Origin of the sequence: Rhodobacter viridis (genome assembly GCF_003217355.1) — a bacterium.
Taxonomy (GTDB): domain Bacteria; phylum Pseudomonadota; class Alphaproteobacteria; order Rhodobacterales; family Rhodobacteraceae; genus Rhodobacter; species Rhodobacter viridis.
In genome coordinates this window covers 507,173-529,286 of sequence record NZ_QJTK01000001.1, presented here as the reverse complement: position 1 = coordinate 529,286, position 22,114 = coordinate 507,173, and the positions used below count along the sequence as shown (strand labels likewise).

17 protein-coding genes are annotated in these 22,114 nt (G+C 65.0%); 16 read left to right on the top strand and 1 reads right to left on the bottom strand.

Going from position 1 to position 22,114, the window contains the following annotated elements:
* Positions 1–35: 35 nt before the first annotated feature.
* The 5 genes from C8J30_RS02520 (at position 36) to C8J30_RS02500 (ending at position 7,309) form a co-directional block, all read left to right on the top strand.
* Complete coding sequence (locus tag C8J30_RS02520) at positions 36–1,253, top strand: N-acetylmuramoyl-L-alanine amidase (protein WP_110804134.1); 1,218 nt, start codon at positions 36–38, stop codon at positions 1,251–1,253.
* Positions 1,254–1,546: 293 nt separating this feature from the next.
* Entirely contained in the window at positions 1,547–1,840 is a 294-nt protein-coding gene (locus tag C8J30_RS02515) for a DUF485 domain-containing protein (RefSeq protein ID WP_110804133.1), read from the top strand.
* Positions 1,841–1,848: 8 nt separating this feature from the next.
* Positions 1,849–3,504, top strand: a complete 1,656-nt coding sequence (locus C8J30_RS02510; RefSeq protein ID WP_110804293.1) for a cation acetate symporter — start codon at positions 1,849–1,851, stop codon at positions 3,502–3,504.
* A gap of 195 nt (positions 3,505–3,699) precedes the next feature.
* A complete protein-coding gene (locus C8J30_RS02505) occupies positions 3,700–4,869 on the top strand; it encodes an RsmB/NOP family class I SAM-dependent RNA methyltransferase (protein WP_110804132.1) in 1,170 nt (389 codons plus the stop codon).
* A gap of 133 nt (positions 4,870–5,002) precedes the next feature.
* Positions 5,003–7,309, top strand: a complete 2,307-nt coding sequence (locus C8J30_RS02500; protein WP_110804131.1) for an ATP-binding response regulator — start codon at positions 5,003–5,005, stop codon at positions 7,307–7,309.
* A gap of 8 nt (positions 7,310–7,317) precedes the next feature.
* On the opposite strand, the gene C8J30_RS02495 is transcribed toward C8J30_RS02500, so the two are convergent.
* A complete protein-coding gene (locus C8J30_RS02495) occupies positions 7,318–7,911 on the bottom strand; it encodes a hypothetical protein (RefSeq protein ID WP_110804130.1) in 594 nt (197 codons plus the stop codon).
* Positions 7,912–8,154: 243 nt separating this feature from the next.
* Between C8J30_RS02495 and recA the strand changes: the two genes are divergently transcribed.
* From recA to C8J30_RS18830, 11 genes are all read left to right on the top strand, one after another.
* Complete coding sequence (recA, locus tag C8J30_RS02490) at positions 8,155–9,222, top strand: recombinase RecA (RefSeq protein ID WP_110804129.1); 1,068 nt, start codon at positions 8,155–8,157, stop codon at positions 9,220–9,222.
* Positions 9,223–9,361: 139 nt separating this feature from the next.
* Entirely contained in the window at positions 9,362–12,016 is a 2,655-nt protein-coding gene (gene alaS, locus C8J30_RS02485; protein WP_110804128.1) for an alanine--tRNA ligase, read from the top strand.
* Positions 12,016–12,306: a DUF1330 domain-containing protein gene (locus C8J30_RS02480; RefSeq protein ID WP_110804127.1), complete on the top strand. Its 291-nt coding sequence runs from the start codon at positions 12,016–12,018 to the stop codon at positions 12,304–12,306. The genes alaS and C8J30_RS02480 overlap by 1 nt, the downstream gene beginning before the upstream one ends.
* A gap of 88 nt (positions 12,307–12,394) precedes the next feature.
* Complete coding sequence (locus C8J30_RS02475; protein WP_110804126.1) at positions 12,395–13,189, top strand: class II glutamine amidotransferase; 795 nt, start codon at positions 12,395–12,397, stop codon at positions 13,187–13,189.
* A 67-nt stretch (positions 13,190–13,256) separates the two neighbouring features.
* Positions 13,257–14,639, top strand: a complete 1,383-nt coding sequence (gene cysS / locus C8J30_RS02470; RefSeq protein WP_110804125.1) for a cysteine--tRNA ligase — start codon at positions 13,257–13,259, stop codon at positions 14,637–14,639.
* A complete protein-coding gene (gene cimA, locus C8J30_RS02465) occupies positions 14,639–16,261 on the top strand; it encodes a citramalate synthase (RefSeq protein ID WP_110804124.1) in 1,623 nt (540 codons plus the stop codon). The genes cysS and cimA overlap by 1 nt, the downstream gene beginning before the upstream one ends.
* Positions 16,258–17,019: a squalene/phytoene synthase family protein gene (locus tag C8J30_RS02460; RefSeq protein WP_110804123.1), complete on the top strand. Its 762-nt coding sequence runs from the start codon at positions 16,258–16,260 to the stop codon at positions 17,017–17,019. The genes cimA and C8J30_RS02460 overlap by 4 nt, the downstream gene beginning before the upstream one ends.
* Positions 17,020–17,180: 161 nt before the next feature.
* Complete coding sequence (locus C8J30_RS02455) at positions 17,181–20,231, top strand: methyl-accepting chemotaxis protein (RefSeq protein WP_220033689.1); 3,051 nt, start codon at positions 17,181–17,183, stop codon at positions 20,229–20,231.
* 46 nt (positions 20,232–20,277) lie between these two features.
* The gene (locus C8J30_RS02450; protein ID WP_110804121.1) at positions 20,278–21,324 is read left to right on the top strand and encodes a protein-glutamate methylesterase/protein-glutamine glutaminase; all 1,047 of its coding nucleotides are present in this window, start codon (positions 20,278–20,280) and stop codon (positions 21,322–21,324) included.
* 2 nt (positions 21,325–21,326) lie between these two features.
* On the top strand, positions 21,327–21,842 hold the full coding sequence (locus tag C8J30_RS02445; RefSeq protein ID WP_110804120.1) for a chemotaxis protein CheD: 516 nt from the start codon (positions 21,327–21,329) through the stop codon (positions 21,840–21,842).
* A gap of 117 nt (positions 21,843–21,959) precedes the next feature.
* Positions 21,960–22,112 (top strand): hypothetical protein, encoded by a 153-nt coding sequence (locus tag C8J30_RS18830; RefSeq protein WP_220033688.1) that lies wholly within the window; start codon positions 21,960–21,962, stop codon positions 22,110–22,112.
* Positions 22,113–22,114: the final 2 nt, after the last annotated feature.

The window sequence follows — 22,114 nt, the reverse complement described above, 5'->3', positions numbered from 1 at the left end:
CCGCTTGCGCTATAGTGACGAAAAACGGAGCAGGCATGGCACGTCTTTCCCTCGTCCTCGCGGCGCTTTTGGCGCTTGGGGCTCCTGCGCTGGCGCAGGGGCCGGAGCTTTCGGCGCTGGCGCGGCTTGAGCCCGCCCGCACCGCGATTGCGCAACCCTCGGCCTTCGTGACCGAGGTGACGCTGGGCCTGAGCCAGCCGGTGCCGTTCCGCGCCTTCCTGCTCGACAACCCGCCGCGGCTCGTCGTCGACTTCCGCGAGGTCGATTTTTCCGCCGCCAATCCAAAGGATTACGCGCAGCGCGGGCTATTGGGCGAAATCCGCTGGGGGGCGTTCCGGCCGGGCTGGTCGCGCTTTGTCGCCGAGTTGAACGGTCCGGTGAAGCTCGTCTCGGCCGAGGAGCGCACCGGCGAGACGCCGAACCTGCATCTGGTGCTCGAACGGGTCGAGGCGACAGACTTCGTCGCCCATGATGGTGCCGCGCAATCGGCGCTCTGGGATCTGCCGCAGCCGGCGCCGGTGGCCGCGCCGCATCGGCGGCAGGACGGCTCGGCGCCCCTGCGGGTGGTGATTGATCCCGGGCATGGCGGCATCGACCCCGGTGCCGAGGACGACGGCTATTCCGAGGCGGTGCTGGTGCTGACCTTCGCGCGCGAACTGAAGGAAGCGCTGACCCGCGCGGGCATCGAGGTGACGATGACGCGCGAGGAAAACGTCTTCGTGCCGCTCGAAACCCGTCTGACGCTGGCACATGAAACCGGGGCCGATCTGTTTCTGTCGCTGCATGCCGATGCGCTGCCCGAGGGCGAGGCGATGGGCTCGACCGTCTATCTGTTTGACGAGACGGCCTCGGACAGCGCGGCGCAGAAACTGGCCGAGCGGCACGACCGCGCCGATCTCTTGGCGGGTGTCGATCTGGCCGGGCATGATGATGCGGTCGCAGGGGTGCTGATGGATCTCGCGCGCACGGAAACCCAGCCGCGCGCGGTGCGCTTCGGGCAGGTGCTGGCGGGCGCGATCAAGGGCGAGGGGCTGCGCATGCACCGTCATCCGGTGCAGGGGGCGGATTTCGCCGTGCTGCGCTCGCCCGACATTCCCTCGGCACTGCTGGAGCTTGGGTTCATGTCCTCGGACATCGACCGGGCGCGGCTCCATGACGAAAGCTGGCGCGCGCAGATGGTGAAGGCGATCACCGAGGGCGTGCAACGCTGGGCCAAGGCCGACGCTGCCGAGGCGCGCCTGCTGCGGCAGTAATCTGCGACCAAGGTCGGGCTGGTTCTGCAATGCGGCAAGCGCATAGCCGAATCGCGCTCAGCGAATGGGTGGGGGTTTGCGGCCGTCGACACCCTCGAAGTGCGCGTTATTTGGGCAGCAACTTTGCGGCTCTGCAACATGAGATTAACTTTGTGAAAGGTTTTGCAACATTTGCCCCGGATTTCGCCGGGGGCGCCGCGGCGGTCGCGCAAGAATATTACGCTGCGCTGCCGCGACGCTTTGCGGATCGTTAACGCGGCGCTACCGAGACCCGTCATTAAGAGGAGGACGGGATGACAGACATTCACCAGAAGATCCTCGCCAAGCCCGAGTTCAAGGCGCTCGTGGCTCGGCGGAACCGATTTTCGCTGACGCTGACGGCGCTGATCTGCGTGGTCTATGTGGCCTATATCGCTTTCGCGATCCTGCAACCTGCGGCCTTTGCCGCGCCGCTTCTGGGCTCGTGGAGCCTTGGGCTGATCGCGGGCTTCGGGGTTCTGGCGCTCTCGTTCCTTCTTACCGGCATCTATTCGCGGCGCGCCAATGGCGAGTTCGACCGGATGCTCAAAGACGTTCTGCGCAACTGAGGTAGATGATGAAACGCATTGTTCTTGCTGCCCTTTTTGCGGCCGCTGCAAGTCCCGCGCTGGCCGTGGGCGAAGCCATCCAGGGTGAGGTGCAAAAGGCGCCGACGAACTGGACCGCCATCGGCATGTTCGTCTTCTTCGTGCTCGCGACGCTCGTGCTGACCGGCTGGGCGGCGAAACGGACGAAATCGACGGCCGATTTCTACACGGCGGGCGGTGGCATCACCGGCTTCCAGAACGGTCTTGCGATCGCGGGCGATTACATGTCGGCGGCGGCCTTTCTGGGCATTTCCGGCATGGTCTTTGCCAAGGGCGTCGATGGTGCCATCTATACGGTCGGCTTCACCGTCGGCTGGCCCTTCATCCTGTTCCTGATCGCCGAGCGGCTGCGCAATCTGGGCAAGTTCACCTTTGCCGACATCACCTCGTTCCGCCTCGAACAGACCCGGATCCGGGCGCTGTCGGCGCTTGGCGCGCTGACGGTCGTCGTGTTCTACCTGATCGCGCAGATGGTGGGGGCGGGCAAGCTGATCCAGCTGCTCTTCGGGCTGCCCTACAGCTATGCGGTGGTCATGGTGGGCGTGCTGATGGTGCTTTACGTCACCTTCGGCGGCATGCTGGCGACGACCTGGGTGCAGATCGTCAAGGCGGTCATGCTACTCTCGGGGGCGACGCTGCTGGTGATCCTTGGCCTCGCGCAATTCGGCTTTTCGCCCGAGCGGCTGATGGCCGAGGCGCTGGCGAACCATGCGAAAGGGGCCGCGATCCTCGAGCCGACGCCTTTGGTGACGGATTGGGTGTCGGGCGTGTCGCTGGCGCTGGCGCTGATGTTCGGCCCGGCCGGTCTGCCGCATATCCTGATGCGCTTCTTCACCGTTCCCGATGCCAAGGAGGCGCGCAAGTCCGTCTTCTATGCCACCGGATTCGTGGCCTATTTCTTCGTCCTGACGACGACGATCGGTTTCCTTGCGATCACGCTGGTCGGCAAGAACCCCGAGTTCCTCGACGCCAAGGGCATCATCGGCGGCGGCAACATGGCGGCCATTCACCTCGCCAAGGCGGTGGGCGGGAACCTGTTCCTCGGCTTCATCTCGGCGGTGGCGTTTGCGACCATTCTGGCGGTCGTGTCGGGGTTGGCGCTCTCGGGCGCCTCGGCCGTTGCGCATGACCTTTACGCCAATGTGGTGAAGAAGGGCGCTGCGGCCGACAAGGCGGAGATGCGGGTCTCGCGCATCGCGACGCTGGTGCTTGGGGTGCTCGCGATCGTGCTGGGGCTGCTCTTCGAGAACCAGAACATCGCCTTCATGGTGGGTCTGGCCTTCGGTCTGGCGGCCTCGGTCAACTTCCCGGTCCTGTTCCTGTCGATCTTCTGGCGGGGCATGACGACGCGCGGCGCCTTTGTGGGCGGGCTGATCGGGCTGCTCACCTCGATCGTGCTCGTCGTGCTTGGCCCGGCGGTCTGGGTCGACGTGTTCAAGTTCGAAACGCCGATCTTCCCGTGGTCGCAATATGCGCTCTTTTCGATGGCGACGACCTTTGGCGCGATCTGGCTGTTCTCGGTCACCGACAGCTCGGCCCGGGCGGCGAAGGACAAGGCCGGGTATGATGCGCAATTCGTGCGTTCGGAAACCGGGCTGGGCGCGGCAGGGGCGTCGGCGCATTGAGGTTTCGCCTCGGGCGCAGCCCGAGGCGACCCGCGGGGGGCTGCGCCCCCCGCACCCCCCAAAAGTATGAGAGTGCGTATTTTGCCAAGGAAAATCGGAACTTCGAGTTTTCCTGAATCGTTTCGAAAGGCTCTGCTGCGGCGGGGCCTTTTCGTTTTGCGTCAAGGCGGTTAGGTGTTGAGCAAAGGAGTGCCCATGACCCCCGCTGCCCGGATTGCCGCTGCCATTTCGCTGCTTGACGCCATTGCGGCGGGCGAGCCGGCCGAGCGTGCGCTGACGAACTGGGGCCGGGCGAACCGCTTCGCAGGATCGGGGGATCGGGCGGCCGTGCGCGACCATGTCTATGATGCGTTGCGCTGTCGGGGCAGCTATGCGGCGCTTGGCGGCGGGGCGAGCGGGCGGGGTCTGATGCTGGGCATGTGCCGGGCAGAGGCGATCGATCCGGCGACGGTCTTCACCGGCGAGGGCCATGCGCCCGCGCCGCTGGGTGCCGAGGAACTGGCCGTTCTCGCGTCCGCCGCGCCCGCGGCCGAGGATCTCGTGGCGCGCGACTGGCCCGAGTGGCTTCTTGAGCAGCTTCGCGCCGATCTGGGCGCGGATTTCGCCGAGGTGTCGGCAGCGATGCAGGTGCGCGCGCCAGTCTTTCTGCGCGTCAACCTGACCAAGGGAACGCTCGCGCAGGCCCTTGCGGCGCTGGCGGATGACGGGATCGCGGCGGAGCCGCATCCGCTGGCGAGGACTGCCTTGCGGGTGCTTTCGGGGGCACGGCGGGTGTCGGCTTCGCAGGCCTACATGCGCGGGCTTGTCGAGCTGCAGGATGTCGCCTCGCAGGCGGTGCTGGAGGGGATATCCCTGCCGCAGCGGGCGCGGGTTTTGGATTATTGTGCGGGCGGTGGCGGCAAGGCGCTGGCGCTGGCCGCGGCGCATCCGGGTGCCGCGATCACCGCGCATGATGTGGATGCGGCGCGGATGAGGGACATTGCTCCGCGGGCGGCGCGGGCCGGGGCGCGGATCACGCTCGCCGATCCGGGCAAGGTCTCGGGGCTCTTCGATCTGGTGATGGTCGATGCGCCCTGTTCAGGCTCGGGCACCTGGCGGCGGACGCCGGAAGCGAAATGGCGGCTGACCCCGGCGCGGCTTGCGGAGCTGACGGCGCTGCAAGACGAAATCCTGACGGCGACCGCACGCCATGTTGCCCCGGGCGGGCAGCTTTTGTACATGACCTGCTCGCTGCTTGCGGTCGAGAATGACGCAAGGGTAGATGCCTTTCTGGAGCGCGGTGGTTTCGCGCTGCTCAGTCGGCGTCGCCTGAGCCCGCGCGAGGGGGGCGATGGCTTCTTCGCGGCGCTCTTGCGACGCCTGTGAACGTAACGAGAACTTTGTGATACACCTTTGGGTTGAAGCTGAGTCTTGTTAAGCAGGCTTTAACCGAATTGACCCGCAATGCGAGGAGACGATTCTGCGCAGGAAGAAGCCAGTGGCACACCCCGATCAGCCCATGGAGCCCCTCGGCCGTTCAGCGGCCCTGATCGCGCCCGGGGCGGTGTGGTTGCTCATCCTTGGCCTTGCGGCCGGGGCGGCGGGCTATTTCGTGCAGGACCGCGTGATGATGACGCTGCTATTGTCGATGTCGGGCAGTTTCCTGCTGCTTTCGGCCTTGGCGAAGCTCGCGCAGCGCTATCTGGCGCGGCGGCGCACGCAGGTCGCCAATGCGATTTCCGCCTTCATCGTGCATGATGCCTCGCCCTCCTTCACCACCGACAGCGAGGGCGAGATCGGCTATCAGAACCGCGCCGCGATCGAGCGCTTCGGCTCGCGCGGGGGGCAGACCCTGACCCGCGCCCTGGGCGAGATTTTTGCCAATCCGGGCGGGATGCTGACGCGGCTGCAGTCGAAGGCGGCGGCGCTTGGCGCGGCGCGCGAGGATCTGGTGACGCGGCGGGGCCATGTGCGGCTTTCGGTGCATCAGATCGAGGGCGGCGGGTTTCTGTGGCGGCTCGAGGACATGACCGAACGTCCGGTCGGCGGGCGCGGTGCAGAAAGCATTTCGCTGCCGATGCTGACGGCCTCGAAATCGGGCACGATCCTGTTCATGAACGAAGCCTTGCGGCGACTGGTGGGCGAGCGTGTCCGCACGCTCGACCGCATCTTCACCGAATTGCCGATCCGCTCGGGCGAGGAGCAGGAGATCGCGACGATCGAGGGGCCCTTGCGCTGCATGGTGGCGCAGATCGACGGCGCGGGCGGGCGCGACGAGATTTATCTGATGCCGGTGGCGCCGGGCCGTGCGCCGAGCACCGATCCGGTGTCGTTCGAGGCCTTGCCGGTGGCGCTGATGCGTCTGACCGTCGATGGCCGGGTGATCGAGGTGAACCGCGCGGCGCGGGGGCTGCTGGGGCAGATCCCGGCCTCGACCAAGCTCTCGGAGCTGTTCGAGGGGCTGGGGCGTCCGGTCGATGACTGGGTCGTCGATGCGGTCGCCGGTCGGACCGATCGACGTCCCGAAGTGCTGCGGGCCCGTCGCGGCGATCGCGAGGTGTTCTTGCAAGTGACGCTGGCGCGTGTCGTCGAAGAGGGGCGGCCGGGGCTGATTGCCGTGCTGTCGGATGCAACGCAGCTGAAGACGCTCGAAGGCCAGTTCGTGCAGAGCCAGAAGATGCAGGCCATTGGCCAGCTCGCCGGCGGGGTTGCACATGATTTCAACAACTTGCTCACGGCGATCTCGGGTCATTGCGATCTTCTGATGCTGCGCCACGACAAGGGCGACCCGGATTACACCGATCTCGATCAGATCAGCCAGAACGCGAATCGCGCGGCCTCGCTGGTGGGTCAGCTTCTGGCGTTCTCGCGCAAGCAGACGCTGAAGCCGCGGATCATCGATCTGCGCGATACGCTTTCGGATCTGACGCATCTTCTCAATCGCCTGACCGGCGAAAAGGTCGTGCTGACGCTGACGCATGACCCGAACCTTGCACCGATCCGGGCCGACAAGCGGCAGCTGGAACAGGTGATCATGAACCTCGTCGTCAACGCGCGCGACGCGATGCCGGGCGGCGGCGAGATCCGGATCGAGACCGAAAACCTGCATCTGATCGAGGATCTGAAACGCGACCGCGCCGCGGTGCCGAAGGGCAATTACGTCGTGGTCAAGGTCACCGATGAAGGGGTCGGGATCCCGGCCGACAAGCTCGGCAAGATCTTCGAGCCCTTCTACACGACGAAAAAACCGGGCGAAGGCACGGGGCTTGGCCTCTCGACCGCCTACGGGATCGTGAAGCAGACCGGCGGCTACATCTTCTGTGACTCGGTTCTGGGGTCGGGGACCTGTTTCACGCTGTTCCTGCCAGCGCATGATCGCCCGTCCGAGATCGAGCAGGAGCCGGCGCTGCCGACGATGGAATTGCCGAGCCTCGAAGAGAACTCCGCCGCGATGGTGCTTCTGGTCGAGGACGAGGCCCCGGTGCGGGCCTTCGCCTCGCGCGCGTTGAAGCTGCGTGGCTACACGGTTTTCGAAGCCGAAAATGCCGAGGAGGCGCTGCGGATCCTCGAAGATGACCAGTTGCAGTTCGACGTGTTTGTCACTGACGTGATCATGCCCGGCATGGATGGCCCGACCTGGGTGGCCGAGGCGCTGAAAAGCCGCCCGGAGACCGCCGTCGTCTTCGTCTCGGGCTATGCCGAGGACGTGTTCCGCGACGGCCGTCCGCCGACCCCGAACTCGATCTTCCTGCCGAAACCCTTCTCGCTCAGCGAGTTGACGGCGACGGTGCAAAACCAGATCGCCCGCCGGGCCCGGGCCTCCTGAGGCCCGGTTCAGGCGAGGCTGTCGTAAAGCCGGAAATCTGCGGCCATGGCGCGTTTCAGCGCCGCCTCGGTTTCCGGCTGCAGTTCGACATCCGCGGCCGGAGGCACGTTCACCCGCGACAGCGTGATGGCGCAATCGAGTCGGTCTTCGAGGAAATGCACGAAGGAGCCAATTTCCTCGTAGCGGAAGATGCGGTCGACCCGCGGCGTGCCATCGGCCGCGCAGAGATGCGCAGATTGCGAGCCGATATCCGCATGCGGCGGCGGTTTGGCCGCCATGTAATCTTGCGCAAAGGCGTCGAAGCTCTTGCCTGCCATCGGATGATCGGGGTCCTCGATATCGTCGCGGGTGCGGAACCGATACCATGAGCGCAGCCAACCGATCGGCTCGCGCATCAGCGCAACGGTGGTAAAGGGCGCGCCCGCCTTGGCAGCAAGCCAGGGCGCCAGAACTTGATGATACTCGGTGGCGCTCATGTGCTTCATCGGGGCAGGGCGCTGCATCGACACGCTCGCGAGCGATTCGAGCGACACCTCGACGGCTGTCGAACCCGCCTTCGGTGTTGCCAGAAACACCAGCCTTTGCTCCCAGAAAATCAGCATTTGCCAAAGTCTCCCGACGGTTTGCCCCGTCTTACTGAAAGCACAGGTCTGGGTAAAGCCGCCCGGATCTGGTTTCGGAACGCGCTTAAACCAATTCTTAACCATGTTAGCGCAAGCTCATTGGTGCGAATTTGATTGCAATGTTCTTCAAATGTACTCATATCATGAGAACAAGAGGGGAACGAATGCGATGTGCCCGGTCGATTGCCGCGGCGCGCGCCCTATGGGATAAGGGGACGACAGATGGCAACGACGGGCTTGTTCGAGATGAATGACAAAGGCAAGGCAGACAAGCAAAAGGCGCTGGAATCGGCCCTTGCGCAGATCGAACGGCAGTTCGGCAAGGGCTCGATCATGAAGCTGGGCGGCGACAACCCGCCGCCGGAGATCGAGGCGACCTCGACCGGGTCGCTTGGCCTCGATATCGCGCTTGGCATCGGCGGTCTGCCGAAGGGGCGCATCGTCGAGATCTACGGGCCGGAAAGCTCGGGCAAGACCACGCTGACGCTGCATTGCATCGCGGAAGAGCAGAAAAAGGGGGGCGTCTGCGCCTTTGTCGACGCGGAACATGCGCTTGACCCCTATTATGCGAAGAAACTCGGCGTGAACCTCGAAGAGCTGCTGATCTCGCAGCCCGACACCGGCGAGCAGGCGCTGGAGATCGTCGACACGCTGGTGCGCTCGGGCGCGGTGAGTCTGGTCGTTGTCGACTCGGTCGCGGCGCTGACGCCGAAGGCCGAGATCGAGGGGGACATGGGCGATGCGACGGTTGGTGCGCAGGCGCGTCTGATGTCTCAGGCGATGCGCAAGCTGACCGCCTCGATCGGGCGCTCGAACTGCATGGTGATCTTCATCAACCAGATCCGCATGAAGATCGGCGTGATGTTCGGCTCGCCCGAGACAACTTCGGGCGGCAATGCCTTGAAATTCTATGCTTCCGTGCGTCTTGACATTCGCCGCGTCGGATCGATCAAGGACCGCGACGAGGTGATCGGGAACCAGACCCGCGTCAAGGTGGTGAAGAACAAGGTGGCGCCGCCCTTCCGCGAGGTCGAATTCGACATCCTGTATGGCGAGGGCATTTCCAAGGTTGGCGAGCTGGTCGATCTGGGCGTCAAAGCCGGGGTCGTGGCGAAATCGGGGTCCTGGTATTCCTATGGCGACGAGCGCATCGGGCAGGGCCGCGAGAATGCCAAGCAATTCCTGCGCGACAATCCCGACATCGCTTATGAAATCGAAGACAAGATCCGGGCAAGCCACGGGCTCGATTTCGGCGTCACGCCGAGCGAGGAAGACCTGACCGAAGAATAAGGCCGCAAGGCCCGCTGCCGCGCGCAGCAGCACCAGAAGGGTGCAGGAGAACGGCCGGGTCATCCCCGGCCGTTTTGCTTTCTGGACAGGGCGGGGCCGGGCCGCTAAACGGGGGGAAATCCGCAAAAAAGGCTTGCCCATGCCCAGTCTGAACGACATCCGGTCCACCTTCCTTGCCTTCTTCGAAAAGAACGGTCACCGCGTGGTGGAAAGCTCTCCGCTGGTTCCCCGCAACGACCCGACGCTGATGTTCACCAACTCGGGCATGGTGCAGTTCAAGAACTGCTTCACCGGGGTGGAAAAGCGCGATTACGTCCGCGCGACGACGGCGCAGAAATGCGTCCGCGCGGGCGGCAAGCACAACGACCTTGACAACGTCGGCTATACCGCGCGCCACCACACCTTCTTCGAGATGCTCGGCAACTTTTCCTTTGGCGATTACTTCAAGGAAAAGGCGATCACCTATGCCTGGGAGCTGCTGACCAAGGATTTCGACATTCCGAAATCCAAACTGCTGGTCACCGTCTATCACACCGATGACGAGGCGGCGACGATCTGGAAGAAGGTCTCGGGCCTGACCGACGAGCGCATCATCCGCATCGCCACCAAGGACAACTTCTGGCAGATGGGGCCGACCGGTCCTTGCGGCCCCTGCACCGAGATTTTCTTTGATCACGGCGATCACATCTGGGGTGGCCCGCCCGGCTCGAAGGACGAGGACGGCGACCGGTTCATCGAGATCTGGAACAACGTCTTCATGCAGAACGAGCAGTTTGAAGACGGCTCGATGGTTGAACTGGAGATGCAGTCGATCGACACCGGCATGGGGCTGGAACGGATCGGCGCGCTGCTGCAAGGCAAGCACGACAATTACGACACCGATCTGATGCGGGCGCTGATCGAGGCTTCGGCGCATGCGACCTCGGCCGATCCGGACGGGGCGGGCAAGGTGCATCACCGCGTCATCGCCGACCACCTGCGCTCGACCTCATTCCTGATTGCCGACGGCGTGATGCCCTCGAACGACGGGCGCGGCTATGTGCTGCGCCGCATCCTGCGTCGGGCCGCGCGTCACGCGCACATGCTCGGCGCGAAGGATCCGGTGATGCACAAGCTGGTTCCGGCGCTGGTGCGGCAGATGGGGGCGGCTTATCCCGAACTCGTCCGCGCTCAGGCGCTGATCGAGGAAACGCTGAAGCTCGAGGAAACCCGGTTCAAGGTCACGCTGGAACGCGGTCTGAAGCTTTTGGACGACGAACTCGCCGCGCTGCCCGAAGGGGCGGAGCTGCCGGGCAATGCTGCGTTCAAGCTTTACGACACCTATGGCTTCCCGCTCGATCTGACGCAGGATGCTTTGCGCGAAAAGGGCCGGACCGTCGACACCGCGGGCTTCGATGCCGCGATGGACGAACAGAAGGCGAAAGCGCGGGCGAGCTGGTCGGGCTCGGGCGAGGCCAAGGATGCCAAGGTCTGGTTCGAGATTGCGGAACGCGCGGGCGTCACCGAATTCCTCGGCTATGACACCGAAACCGCCGAGGGGCAGATCCAGGCGTTGGTGATCGAGGGCACTGAGGTCGCCGAGGCCACGGGCACGGTGCAGATCGTCGTCAACCAGACGCCGTTCTACGCGGAATCCGGTGGTCAGGTCGGCGATCACGGCATCATCCGCACCGACAGCGCCGAGATCCGCATCACCGACACGAAAAAGGTCGCGGGTGTGTTCATCCACATCGGCGAGGTCGTCGAGGGCAAGGTGGCCAAGGGTCAGCCCGCGAAGCTGGAAGTCGATCATGCGCGGCGCTCGGCCATTCGGGCGAACCACTCGGCCACCCACCTGCTGCACGAGGCGCTGCGCCGCGCGCTTGGCGATCACGTCGCGCAGAAGGGCTCGCTGAACGCCGAGGACCGGCTGCGCTTCGACTTCAGCCACGGCAAGGCGATGACGGCCGAGGAACTGGTGGCGGTCGAGGCCGAGGTGAACGCCTTCATCCGGCAGAACACCCCGGTCGAAACCCGGATCATGACGCCCGACGATGCCCGCGGCCTTGGGGCGCAGGCGCTCTTTGGCGAGAAATATGGCGATGAAGTCCGCGTCGTCTCGATGGGCGAGCAGCTTGGCTCGGGCAAGGGGCATGACGGGCGGACCTATTCGCTGGAGCTGTGCGGCGGCACGCATGTGAAGCGCACCGGCGACATCGGCGCCTTCGTGGCGCTTGGCGAAAGCGCGTCTTCGGCGGGGGTTCGGCGCTTCGAGGCGCTGACCGGTCAGGCGGCGCTCGACTGGCTGAAGGCGCAGAACGCGCGGCTGTCGGACGTGGCGGCGATGCTGAAGACCTCGCCCGCGGAAGTGGCCGATCGGGTCAAGGCGCTGGCCGAGGAACGCAAGGCGCTGGCCAATGAAGTGGCGCAGCTGCGTCGCGAACTGGCCATGGGCGGCGGTGCAGCCGGTGGCCCGGAAGTTCTGGAAATCAAGGGCTTGCGCTTCATTGCTCAAGTGGTTTCGGGGGTGTCCGGCAAGGATCTTCCGGCGCTCGTCGACAGTCTCAAGGAAAAGGTCGGCTCGGGCGCGGTGCTCGTCGTGGCCGATACCGGCGGCAAGGCGGCCTGTGCGGCGGGGGTGACGGCGGACAAGACCGGCACCGTTTCCGCGGTCGAGATCGTCAAGATCGCGGCGGCGGCGCTTGGGGGCAAGGGTGGCGGTGGTCGCCCGGACATGGCGCAGGCGGGCGGGGCTGATCCGGCCAAATCCGACGAGGCCGTAGCCGCGGTCAAAGCCATGCTGGAGGCGCTGTGATGCCCTCGGCGCTCTGGATTGCCCATGTGAAGGTGCTCGACGCCGAGGCTTACGGCAAATATGCCGCAGCCGCGGGTCCGGCGATTGCGGCGCATGGCGGGGTCTTCCTCGCCCGCGCCACCCGCTATGTGCAGCTCGAAGGCAATGATCGCGCGCGCAATGTTGTCGCGCGATTCCCGAGCCTTGAGGCCGCCGTCGCCTGCTACCATTCGGACGCCTATCAGGCCGCGCTTGCGCATGCCAAAGGCGCCTCGGAACGCGATCTCGTGATCGTCGAGGAGAACGCCTGACTTTCGCCCCGTCCCGGATTGCGTTACTGTAACAGCATCATGTCAACGCCAACCGGGGCGGAGCCAACCGCCTGTTTGGGGCAAGAAAATGTGCCGTTGGGCAGCCTATGTCGGGGAACCGATCTTTCTTGAGGATATCGTCTCGAAGCCGGGGCATTCGCTGATCCACCAGAGCCATTGCGCCACGCAATGTCACACGTCGATCAACGCCGATGGCTTCGGTCTGGCCTGGTATGGCGAGCGCCCCGAGCCCGGGCTTTACCGCGATGTCATGCCCGCCTGGTCAGACCCCAACCTCAAGTCCTTGACTGCGCAGGTGAAATCGCCGCTCTTTTTGGCCCATGTGCGGGCCTCGACCGGGACCGCGACCAGCCGCAACAACTGCCATCCTTTCGTCGTCGGCCGCTGGAGCTTCATGCACAACGGCCAGATCGGCGGCTACAGCGCCTTTCGCCGCGCGGGCGAGATGCTGATCCCCGATCACCTTTACCCGCATCGCAAGGGCGCGACCGACAGCGAGGCGTTGTTTCTGCTCGCGCTGTCCGAGGGGCTGGATGACGATCCCAAGCCTGCGCTCGAACGGGCGACGGCGCGGCTTGAAGCCTTGTCGCGCGAGCGCGGGCAGGGGCCGCACATGCGCCTGACCGCGGCCTTTTCCGATGGCAAACGGCTTTACGCGGTGCGCTATGCGTCGGACGAACTGGCGCCGACACTCTATCACCGCTGGTCCGACACCCGGCGCGGCCGGGCCGTCGTGTCCGAGCCGCTCGAGGATGGCGAGGGCGACTGGATCGCGGTTCCGCCCGGGTCGTTTTGCATCTTCGAAGGCGCCTCGCTGACGATCGAGCCCTTTGCCCCCCAGCGTCAGGCCGCGGCCGCCTAAGCGGTTCTGCTGTTCCCTCGCGCCCGCATTTGCGCTAATCCGCAACGACAAAGTTGCGAGGAAGCCGATGATCCGTCTGCACAACACCAAGACCCGCCGCAAGGAAGCGTTCCGCCCGCTCGATCCGAGGAATGTGCGGATGTATCTCTGCGGTCCGACCGTCTATGACCGCGCCCATCTGGGCAATGCGCGGCCGGTCGTGGTGTTCGATGTGCTTTACCGGCTTCTGCGCCATGTCTATGGCACGGGTCACGTGACTTATGTGCGCAATTTCACCGATGTCGACGACAAGATCAACGCGACGGCCCTTTCGCGCAAAGAGGCGGGCGCCCCCGGCACGCTGGAAGAGCTGATCCGCGCCCGGACCGAGGAAACCATCGGCTGGTATCACGCCGACATGGACGCGCTTGGGGCGCTGCGCCCCGATCACGAGCCGCGGGCGACCGACTATATCGGCGCGATGATCGCGATGATTGCCGATCTGATCGCCAAGGGGCACGCCTATGCCAAGGACGGCCATGTGCTGTTCCGGGTGCGCAGCTACACCGAGTATGGCGCGCTTTCGGGCCGGTCGGTCGATGACATGATCGCCGGCGCGCGCGTCGAGGTGGCGCCCTTCAAGGAAGACCCGATGGATTTCGTGCTCTGGAAGCCGTCGGATGCGGACCTGCCGGGTTGGGACAGCCCCTGGGGTCGCGGTCGTCCGGGCTGGCATATCGAGTGCTCGGCAATGTCTTACGAACTGCTGGGCGCGTCTTTCGACATTCACGCGGGCGGGATCGACCTGCAATTCCCGCACCATGAAAACGAGATCGCGCAAAGCTGCTGCGCCCATCCCGAGGGTGGCTTCGCGAATGTCTGGCTGCACAACGAGATGCTGCAGGTCGAGGGCAAGAAGATGTCCAAGTCTTTGGGCAATTTCTTCACCGTGCGGGATCTGCTCGATCAGGGCATCCCGGGCGAAGTGATCCGCTTTGTCTTCCTGCAGACGCATTACGGCAAGCCGATGGACTGGACCGCCGAGAAGGCCGCGCAGGCCGAGGCGACGCTTCGCAAATGGCGGGCGCTGACGGCGGGGGTTGCGCCCTCGCATGAGGTTGCGCCCGGCGTGCTGGAGGCGCTGGCCGATGATCTGAACACCGCGGGCGCGCTTGCGGTGCTGCATGGTCTGACGGGCGAGCCTGCGCTGCTCAAGGGCTCGGCGCAGATGCTGGGTCTGCTCTTGGACGAGATGGGCGACTGGGCCAAGGCGCCCGAGGTTGACCTGTCGGAGCTTGCCGCGAAGCTTGCCGAGCTGCGCGCGAAAGCGATGGAAACCAAGGACTTCGCCCCGGTCGATGCGCTCAAATCCGCGCTGATGGCGGCGGGGGTCGAGGTGCGGATGTCGAAAGCGGGCGTCGAGCTTCTGCCCGGCGCGGGCTTTGACGCGGCGAAGCTGGAGGCGCTGTGATGGCCAAGGAACGCCTCTACCTCTACGACACCACGCTGCGCGACGGGCAACAGACGCAGGGCGTGCAATTCTCGGTCGCGGAAAAGATCGCCATCGCCGAGGCGCTCGACGATATCGGCGTCGATTACATCGAGGGCGGCTGGCCGGGGGCAAACCCGACCGACAGCGATTTCTTTGCCGCCCGGCCGCAGACGCGGGCGACCTTCACGGCCTTTGGCATGACGAAACGCGCCGGTCGCTCGGCTGCCAACGATGACGTGCTGGCGGCGGTGATGAATGCGGGGACGCCCGGCGTCTGTCTTGTCGGCAAGACGCATGACTACCATGTGACCGCCGCGCTTGGCATCACGCTTGAGGAAAACCTTGAAAACATTCGCGCTTCCGTCGCCCATATGGTGGCGCAGGGGCGCGAGGCGATGTTCGACGCCGAGCATTTCTTCGACGGCTACAAGGCGAACCCGGGTTATGCGGTGCTGTGCTGCCGCACCGCCTACGAGGCCGGGGCGCGTTGGGTGATCTTGTGCGACACGAACGGCGGCACGCTGCCCGCCGAAGTGGGCACGATCACCGCCGCGGTGATCGCCTCGGGGGTGCCGGGCGATCATCTCGGCATCCATTGCCATGACGACACCGGCACGGCGGTGGCGAATTCGCTGGCCGCGATCGACGCGGGCGCGCGGCAGGTGCAGGGCACGCTGAACGGGCTTGGCGAGCGCTGCGGCAATGCCAACCTGACCTCGCTGATCCCGACGCTGCTTTTGAAAGAGCCTTACAAAAGCCATTTTGAAACAGGCGTTTCCGAGGTGAAGTTGACGGGCATCACGCGGCTTTCGCGCCGTCTGGATGATATTCTGAACCGGGTGCCGCTGCGCTCGGCCGCCTATGTGGGCGCTTCGGCCTTTGCACACAAGGCGGGTCTGCATGCCTCGGCGATCCTGAAAGACCCCTCGACCTACGAGCATATCGCGCCGGAAACGGTCGGGAACAGCCGGCTCATTCCGATGTCCAATCAGGCCGGGCAGTCGAACCTGCGGGCGCGGCTCGCCGCGATGGGGATCGAGATCGACCCGAAGGACCCGCGGCTGGTGCAGATCCTTGACGAGATCAAGGCGCGCGAGGATCGCGGCTATGCCTATGACGGTGCGCAGGCGAGCTTTGAGCTGGTGGCGCGGCGCGTGCTGGGGCTTTGCCCGCAATTCTTTGAAATCAAACGCTATCGGGTGATCGTCGAGCGGCGCAAGAACCGCTATGACCAGATGGTTTCGGTCTCGGAAGCGGTTGTCGTGGTGAAGATCGGCGGGCAGAAGATGCTCTCGGTCTCGGAAAGCATGGACGCCGAAGGGCATGACCGCGGCCCGGTGAACGCGCTCTCCAAGGCGCTGGTCAAGGATCTGGGCCCCTATACGCGCTGCATCGAAGAGATGAAGCTGGTCGACTTCCGCGTGCGCATCACCCAGGGCGGCACCGAGGCCGTGACCCGCGTCATCATCGACAGCGAGGATGCGCAGGGGCAGCGCTGGTCGACGGTGGGGGTCAGCCCGAACATCGTCGATGCGTCGTTCGAGGCGTTGCTCGACGCCATCATCTGGAAGCTCATTCGCGACGGGGCGCAACCGGTATGACGGACGCGCTTTCGCTGTGTGCCGAGCGGCTCGCGGCCGGGGACCCGGACCGTTTTGCTGCGGTGATGGCCTCGCCGCCCGCGGATCGGCCCGCGCTTTTCGCGCTTTACGCCGCCAATCTGGCGATTGCGCAGGCGCCTTGGGCCAGTGCCGAGCCCTTGGTGGCCGAGATGCGGGTGCAATGGTGGATCGATGCGCTTGCCGTGCAGTCCAAGCAGGGCAAGCCCGTCCCGCACGAGATCGGTCCGGCTTTGCAGGCCTTGCCCGAAGAGGCGCTGCGCGGCCTGATCGCCGCGGCCGAGGCGCGTCGGGCGGACTGCCATGGCGAGGCTTTTGCCGATGAAGCGCGGCTGTGGGACTATCTGGATGCCACCTCGGGCGCGATCTGTGCTGCGGCTGGCGCTTGTTTTGATGCCGGGTTCGAGGCCGCGCTGCATGCGCACGGGGCCGCGACGGGTTTGGCCAACTGGTTGATCGCGCTGCCAGAATTGACAGCGCGTGGGCGGCTGATGCTGGCAGACGCCGACCCCGCCCGGCTTGCCGCGCTGGCGCGCGAGGGCGAGGCGCGGTTGATGGCCGCGCAGGCTGCGTTGCGCTCGGCTCCCTCGGCCGCGCGCGTCGCGGCGCTCAGCGGGTGGCAGGCGGCGGGCGTGTTGCGGCGGGCGGTGGCCGCACCCGAGCGGATCGCCGAAGGGGCCTTGCGCAGTTCGGAATTCGCGCGTCGGCTCGGCCTCTTGCGGGCGCGGCTGGCGGTGTGATCTTGCGCAAGAAAAGAACGCAAGGGCCCGTTTCGTTTAAGTGAATCTTCAAAAGTTCCGGTCATGTTCCAGTGAGTGCCCCGGGGCACGGCCTCGTCATGCCCGCCCGGGCGCTGAGCTGGAGATCCGGAATGCCCTTTCTAAAAAGCCTCAAGCTGCGCTTGAAGCTTCCTCTGATGCTCGTGGCCGTTGCGGTCGGCGCGCTTGCGGTGATGGGGGTGTCCTCCTATCGCGAAGCGCGGTCGCTGCTTTTGGAACAGGGCAGCCAGCGGCTGGAATATGCGCTGGAGACGCGCGCGCAGAGGGCGAAGGGCTGGGCAGATCAGGTGCAATCGGAGTTGCGCGCGATGGCCGTCAACCAGGGCACGGCCCGGCTGATGCGCGATTTCTCGGGCGCGTGGAAAATGCTGGGCGAGGGGGCGGCCGACAATCTGCGCCACGCCTGGGTCGAGACCAACCCGAACCCCGAGGGGGAGCGCTGGAAGCTCGACTTCGCGGGCGATATCAATGATTTCGGCATCATTCACCGGCGCGCGCATCCGGGCTTCGTGACGCTGTCCAAGGAGCGCGGTCTGGCCGATCTGTTCTTCATCGATCCGCGCGGGCGGGTGCTTTATTCGATGGGCAAGGGGCCGGAATTCGCGGCCGATCTGACCGACCCGGCGGCGCAGGCAACACCGCTAGGCCAGGTCTTCGCGCAGGCGCTCGGGCGACAGGATGATGCGCCCGCGATTTCGGACTTCACGACGGTGGGCGCGGCGGGAGAGCCTGTCGTCTATCTTGCGCAGGCGGTGCACAGCACCGAGGGTCTTTCGCTGGGCGTGCTGGCCTTTGCCGTGCGTCTTGATCCGCTGATGCAGATGATTGCCGCGCCGCAATCTCTGGGCGACAGCGGGCAAACCTATCTCGTGGATGAGTCGGGGCAGCTGCAATCGACGTTGCGGCCGGGGCCCGCTGGTCAGGTGGCCGTGCAACCCGGCGCCAAGGTCGACAATTCCGCCGTTGCCGCGGCTTTGGCTGGACAAACCGGTCGCATCGAAGAGGCCGGCATCGACGGCGGTTCGGTTCTGGCGGTCCATGCACCGCTGACGCTGTTCGGCCGTCCGATGGCGCTGGTGGTCGAACAGTCCGACCGTGAACTCTTCGCGCCCGCGCGTGTGCTCGCCCGGAAGCTTGGCATTGATGCGGCGGGGCTGGTGGCGGTTCTGGCCGCGATCTCGACCTGGATGGCACTCGGGATTGCTCGTCCGTTGCACCGCCTGGCGGGGGCCGTGAACCTGATCAGCCGTGGCAATCATGCGATCACCGTTCCTGGAACCGCATTGAAGGATGAAGTCGGCGAGATCGCGCAGGCGATCGACGCGCTGCGCGGCGAATTGGCCGCCTCCGAAGCGACGCGCCACGCCGCGACGGTGCAAGGCACGGCGTTTCGCAATTCCTCTGCCGCGCTGATGGTGGTGACGGCCGATCTGACGATCACTTACGTCAATACGGCGCTGGTGAAACTCGTTGCCGCAAAAATGGAGGATTTCCGGATCCGCCAGCCCGATCTGCAGGCCGAGGATCTGGTGGGGCGTTCGCTTGTCGCGCTCTACCCGCTGACGGCCGAGATCGAGGCGCGTCTAAAAGACCCGTCGCAACTGCCGTTCCGCCGCGATGTGGCGGTGGGCGAAGGTCGGTATGGCGTAGATTTTTCCGAAATCCGCATGCCCGATGGCGCCCAGCTCGGCTTTGTCGTCGAGTGGCGGGATGTGACCGAATTGCGGATGACCCGGGCGCTTTTGAATGCGCTCGACAGCACGCAGCTCATGCTTGAATTCTCGCCCGCGGGGCGGGTGACGCGCGGCAATGCCAATCTTCTGGAAGCCTTGGGCGAGACCGAAGCGGGTCTGATCGGGCGCAGTCACGCTGGTCTGATCGAGGGCGAAGGCGCTTTGGCCGGGTTCTGGTCGCGGCTCGAGCGCCTCGATCCGGTGATCGGCCGGTTCGAGTTGATCCGCGCCGATGGCGGGCGGGTGATGGCCGAGGGCAGCGTGACCCCGGTGCCCGACCGTGCGGGCAACATGCTCAAGATTGTTCTGATCGCCAATGATATCACCGCGGCGCAATCGGCGCTGGATGTCGCGCGTGCACGCAACGAGACCATGCTGGCCGAGCAGCTCGGGGTGGTCGAGGCGCTGCGGATCGGGCTCGAGGAGTTGGCGCGGGGGGATCTTGGCATCCGGATCGACAGGACCTTCCCGACCGAATACGAACAGCTGCGCACCGACTTCAACAATGCGGCGAGCACCCTTGCGGCGGCGATGCTGGTGGTGATCGAAAATGCGCAAAGCATCGATGGCGAAGTGAATGAAATCACCAATGCCGCGTCGGATCTGAGCCAGCGCACGGAGCGGCAAGCCGCGACGCTTGCGGAAACGGTGACCGCGCTCGATCAGCTGACCTCGTCGATCGGCGCGGCGTCTGCGAGTATTTCCGAGGCGGACCAAGTGGTTGAACGTGCCCGCATCGGCGCAGAGGGCTCGGGGCGGGTCGTGCAACAGGCGGTATCCGCAATGGGGGAAATCGCGGACTCCTCGCAAAAGATTTCACGCATCATTGGCGTGATCGAGGATATCGCCTTTCAGACCAACCTGCTGGCGCTCAATGCCGGGGTCGAGGCCGCCCGCGCGGGCGAAGCCGGTCGCGGCTTTGCCGTCGTCGCCTCCGAAGTGCGGGCCCTTGCCCAGCGCTCGTCGGCCGCCGCGCAAGAGATTTCGACCCTGATCACCGCCTCGTCTGATCATGTTCAAGTCGGGGTCGACCTTGTCGGACAGACCGGGCAGGCGCTGGATGGCATTCTTGTTTCGGTCAATGACATTGCCGGACGTGTGTCGCGGATCGCGGCCTCGGCACGCGAGCAATCGAGCGGTCTGTCGGAAATCAATGCCGCGATGATCCAACTCGATCAGGTGACACAGCAGAATGCCGCGATGTTCGAGGAAACCACGGCGGCCGCACAGGCTCTCAGCCGGGGGGTGCAGGCCTTGACGGCGACCACGTCGCGGTTCCGCGCCACGGCCCCGACAGCGGAAGTCGTGAAGCTGCCTGCTGCCGCGCCGCCTCCCGCGCTGGCGGCGAAACCGACACCGAAGCCGGTGTCCCGACCAACCCCCCGAAACAACGGCTCATTGGCCATTTCCGAAGATGGGGGCGAATGGGTCGATTTCTGAACCTGGACCGAAAGTGGGCGCCAAGTCTTAATAACCGGATAATGAGATGACACCGAAACGCGTTCTGATCGTCGATGATTCCCCGACCATTCGGGCTCTGATTCGGACCAAGCTGGCCGCGGATCCCCGCATCGTCGTTGTCGGCGAGGCGAGCGATCCCTTTGAGGCGCGCGAAAAGATCAAGGCTTTGTCGCCCGATGTACTGACGCTTGACGTCGAGATGCCGCGGATGAACGGGCTCGAATTCCTCGAGAAGCTGATGCGATTGCGCCCGATGCCGGTCGTCATGATCTCGACCGAAACGCAGAAGGGCTCCGCTGCGGCGCTGGAGGCCCTGTCGCTTGGCGCGGTCGAATGCGTCGGGAAGCCGAGCTTTGATCGGCTCTCGGATACGTTCCTGAACCTCGCCGAGTTGCTGGTCGCTGCGGCCAGCGCCCGTCTGCGCAGCCCCGGTCCGCGCGCGCAGATCGCGCCGGCCGAGGATTTCAAATGGAACGGCAAATTTGTCTTGATCGGCTCCTCGACCGGTGGGGTGGATGCGCTGGAAACTCTGCTGTCGGGTTATCCGCGCAATTGTCCGCCGACGCTCATCACCCAGCACATGCCCGAGGGATTTCTGGCGAGTTTTGCCCGACGCCTTGATGGCCGCATGGTGCCGACGGTCGAACTGGCGCGCGACGGCGCCCCTCTCTTGCCCGGAACGGTCTATCTGGCGCCGGGCGGGGATTACCATCTGGCGCTCACCCCGACCGATCAGCCGCGCTGCAAGCTTGTGGCCACGGACAAACGCAATGGCCATCGCCCCTCGGTCGAAGTCCTCTTCGAATCTGCGGTGCCGATCGCGCAGAAGATCGTTTCGGTGATGTTGACCGGGATGGGGCGCGACGGGGCGGAGGCGATGAAACACCTGCGACAGGCCGGGGCGCGCTGTCTGGCGCAAGATGAAGCGACTTGCGTCGTTTTCGGGATGCCACGGGCGGCACTCGAAATCGGCGCGGCGGAAAAGCCGGTTCCGATCGGAAAGATGGCACAGTCTGTCTTGCAACTGTGTTCCGGCAGTCAGATGCAATTCAAATCTTCACGGGGGGAATAATCATGGCAGGACATCACAAGACCCTCCATATCGCGCAAGGCGAGTTCATCACGGCCAAGGGGGCAGAGGCGTCGATCTCGACGATCCTCGGTTCCTGCGTGGCGACATGTCTTTATGACGAGGCCAGTCAGGTTGGCGGCATGAACCACTTTCTGCTGCCCGATGGGGCTGGGGCGTCGCTGAACTCGGCACGGTTCGGTGTCAACGCGATGGAGTTGCTGATCAACGCGCTGATCAAGGATGGTGCCAGTCGCAAGCGTCTGAAAGCAAAGGTTTTCGGAGGCGGTCGCATGATCGCGGGCCTGACCGACATCGGCCAGAAGAATGCGGAATTCGTGCTCGATTTCCTGCGCCGTGAAGGGATTGAATGCACCGGCCAAAGTCTTGGGGGCACGCAGGCACGACGGGTCGAGTTCTGGCCGGGAACCGGGCGGGCGCGGCAGCGGCTTCTGGGCGAGACCAAGGTGGTCGAGACGCCGCCGGTCATGGCCGCGGGCAACGGGGTCGAATTGTTCTGAGGCTCGACGCGGAGGAGCGTTTCAGGATCCCTCTGGATCCTGGGGCGCTCCGGTCGCTGTTCTTTCGAAACGGGTCGGTCGTCGCGGCCTGCAAGACATGCGCCATCGTTGATCGCGATGGACGATTTTTCCATTCTTCAGTATGACAGCGCCGACGCGAGCGCCCCTGTCCCGCCCGGGCAGGCGCTTGGCGAAGCCGCCCGTTGGAACCCCGGCCTTTCGGTCGATCCTCGGTTTCGGCTGTCGGATGCGGAAGAAGCGGAAACCTAGGT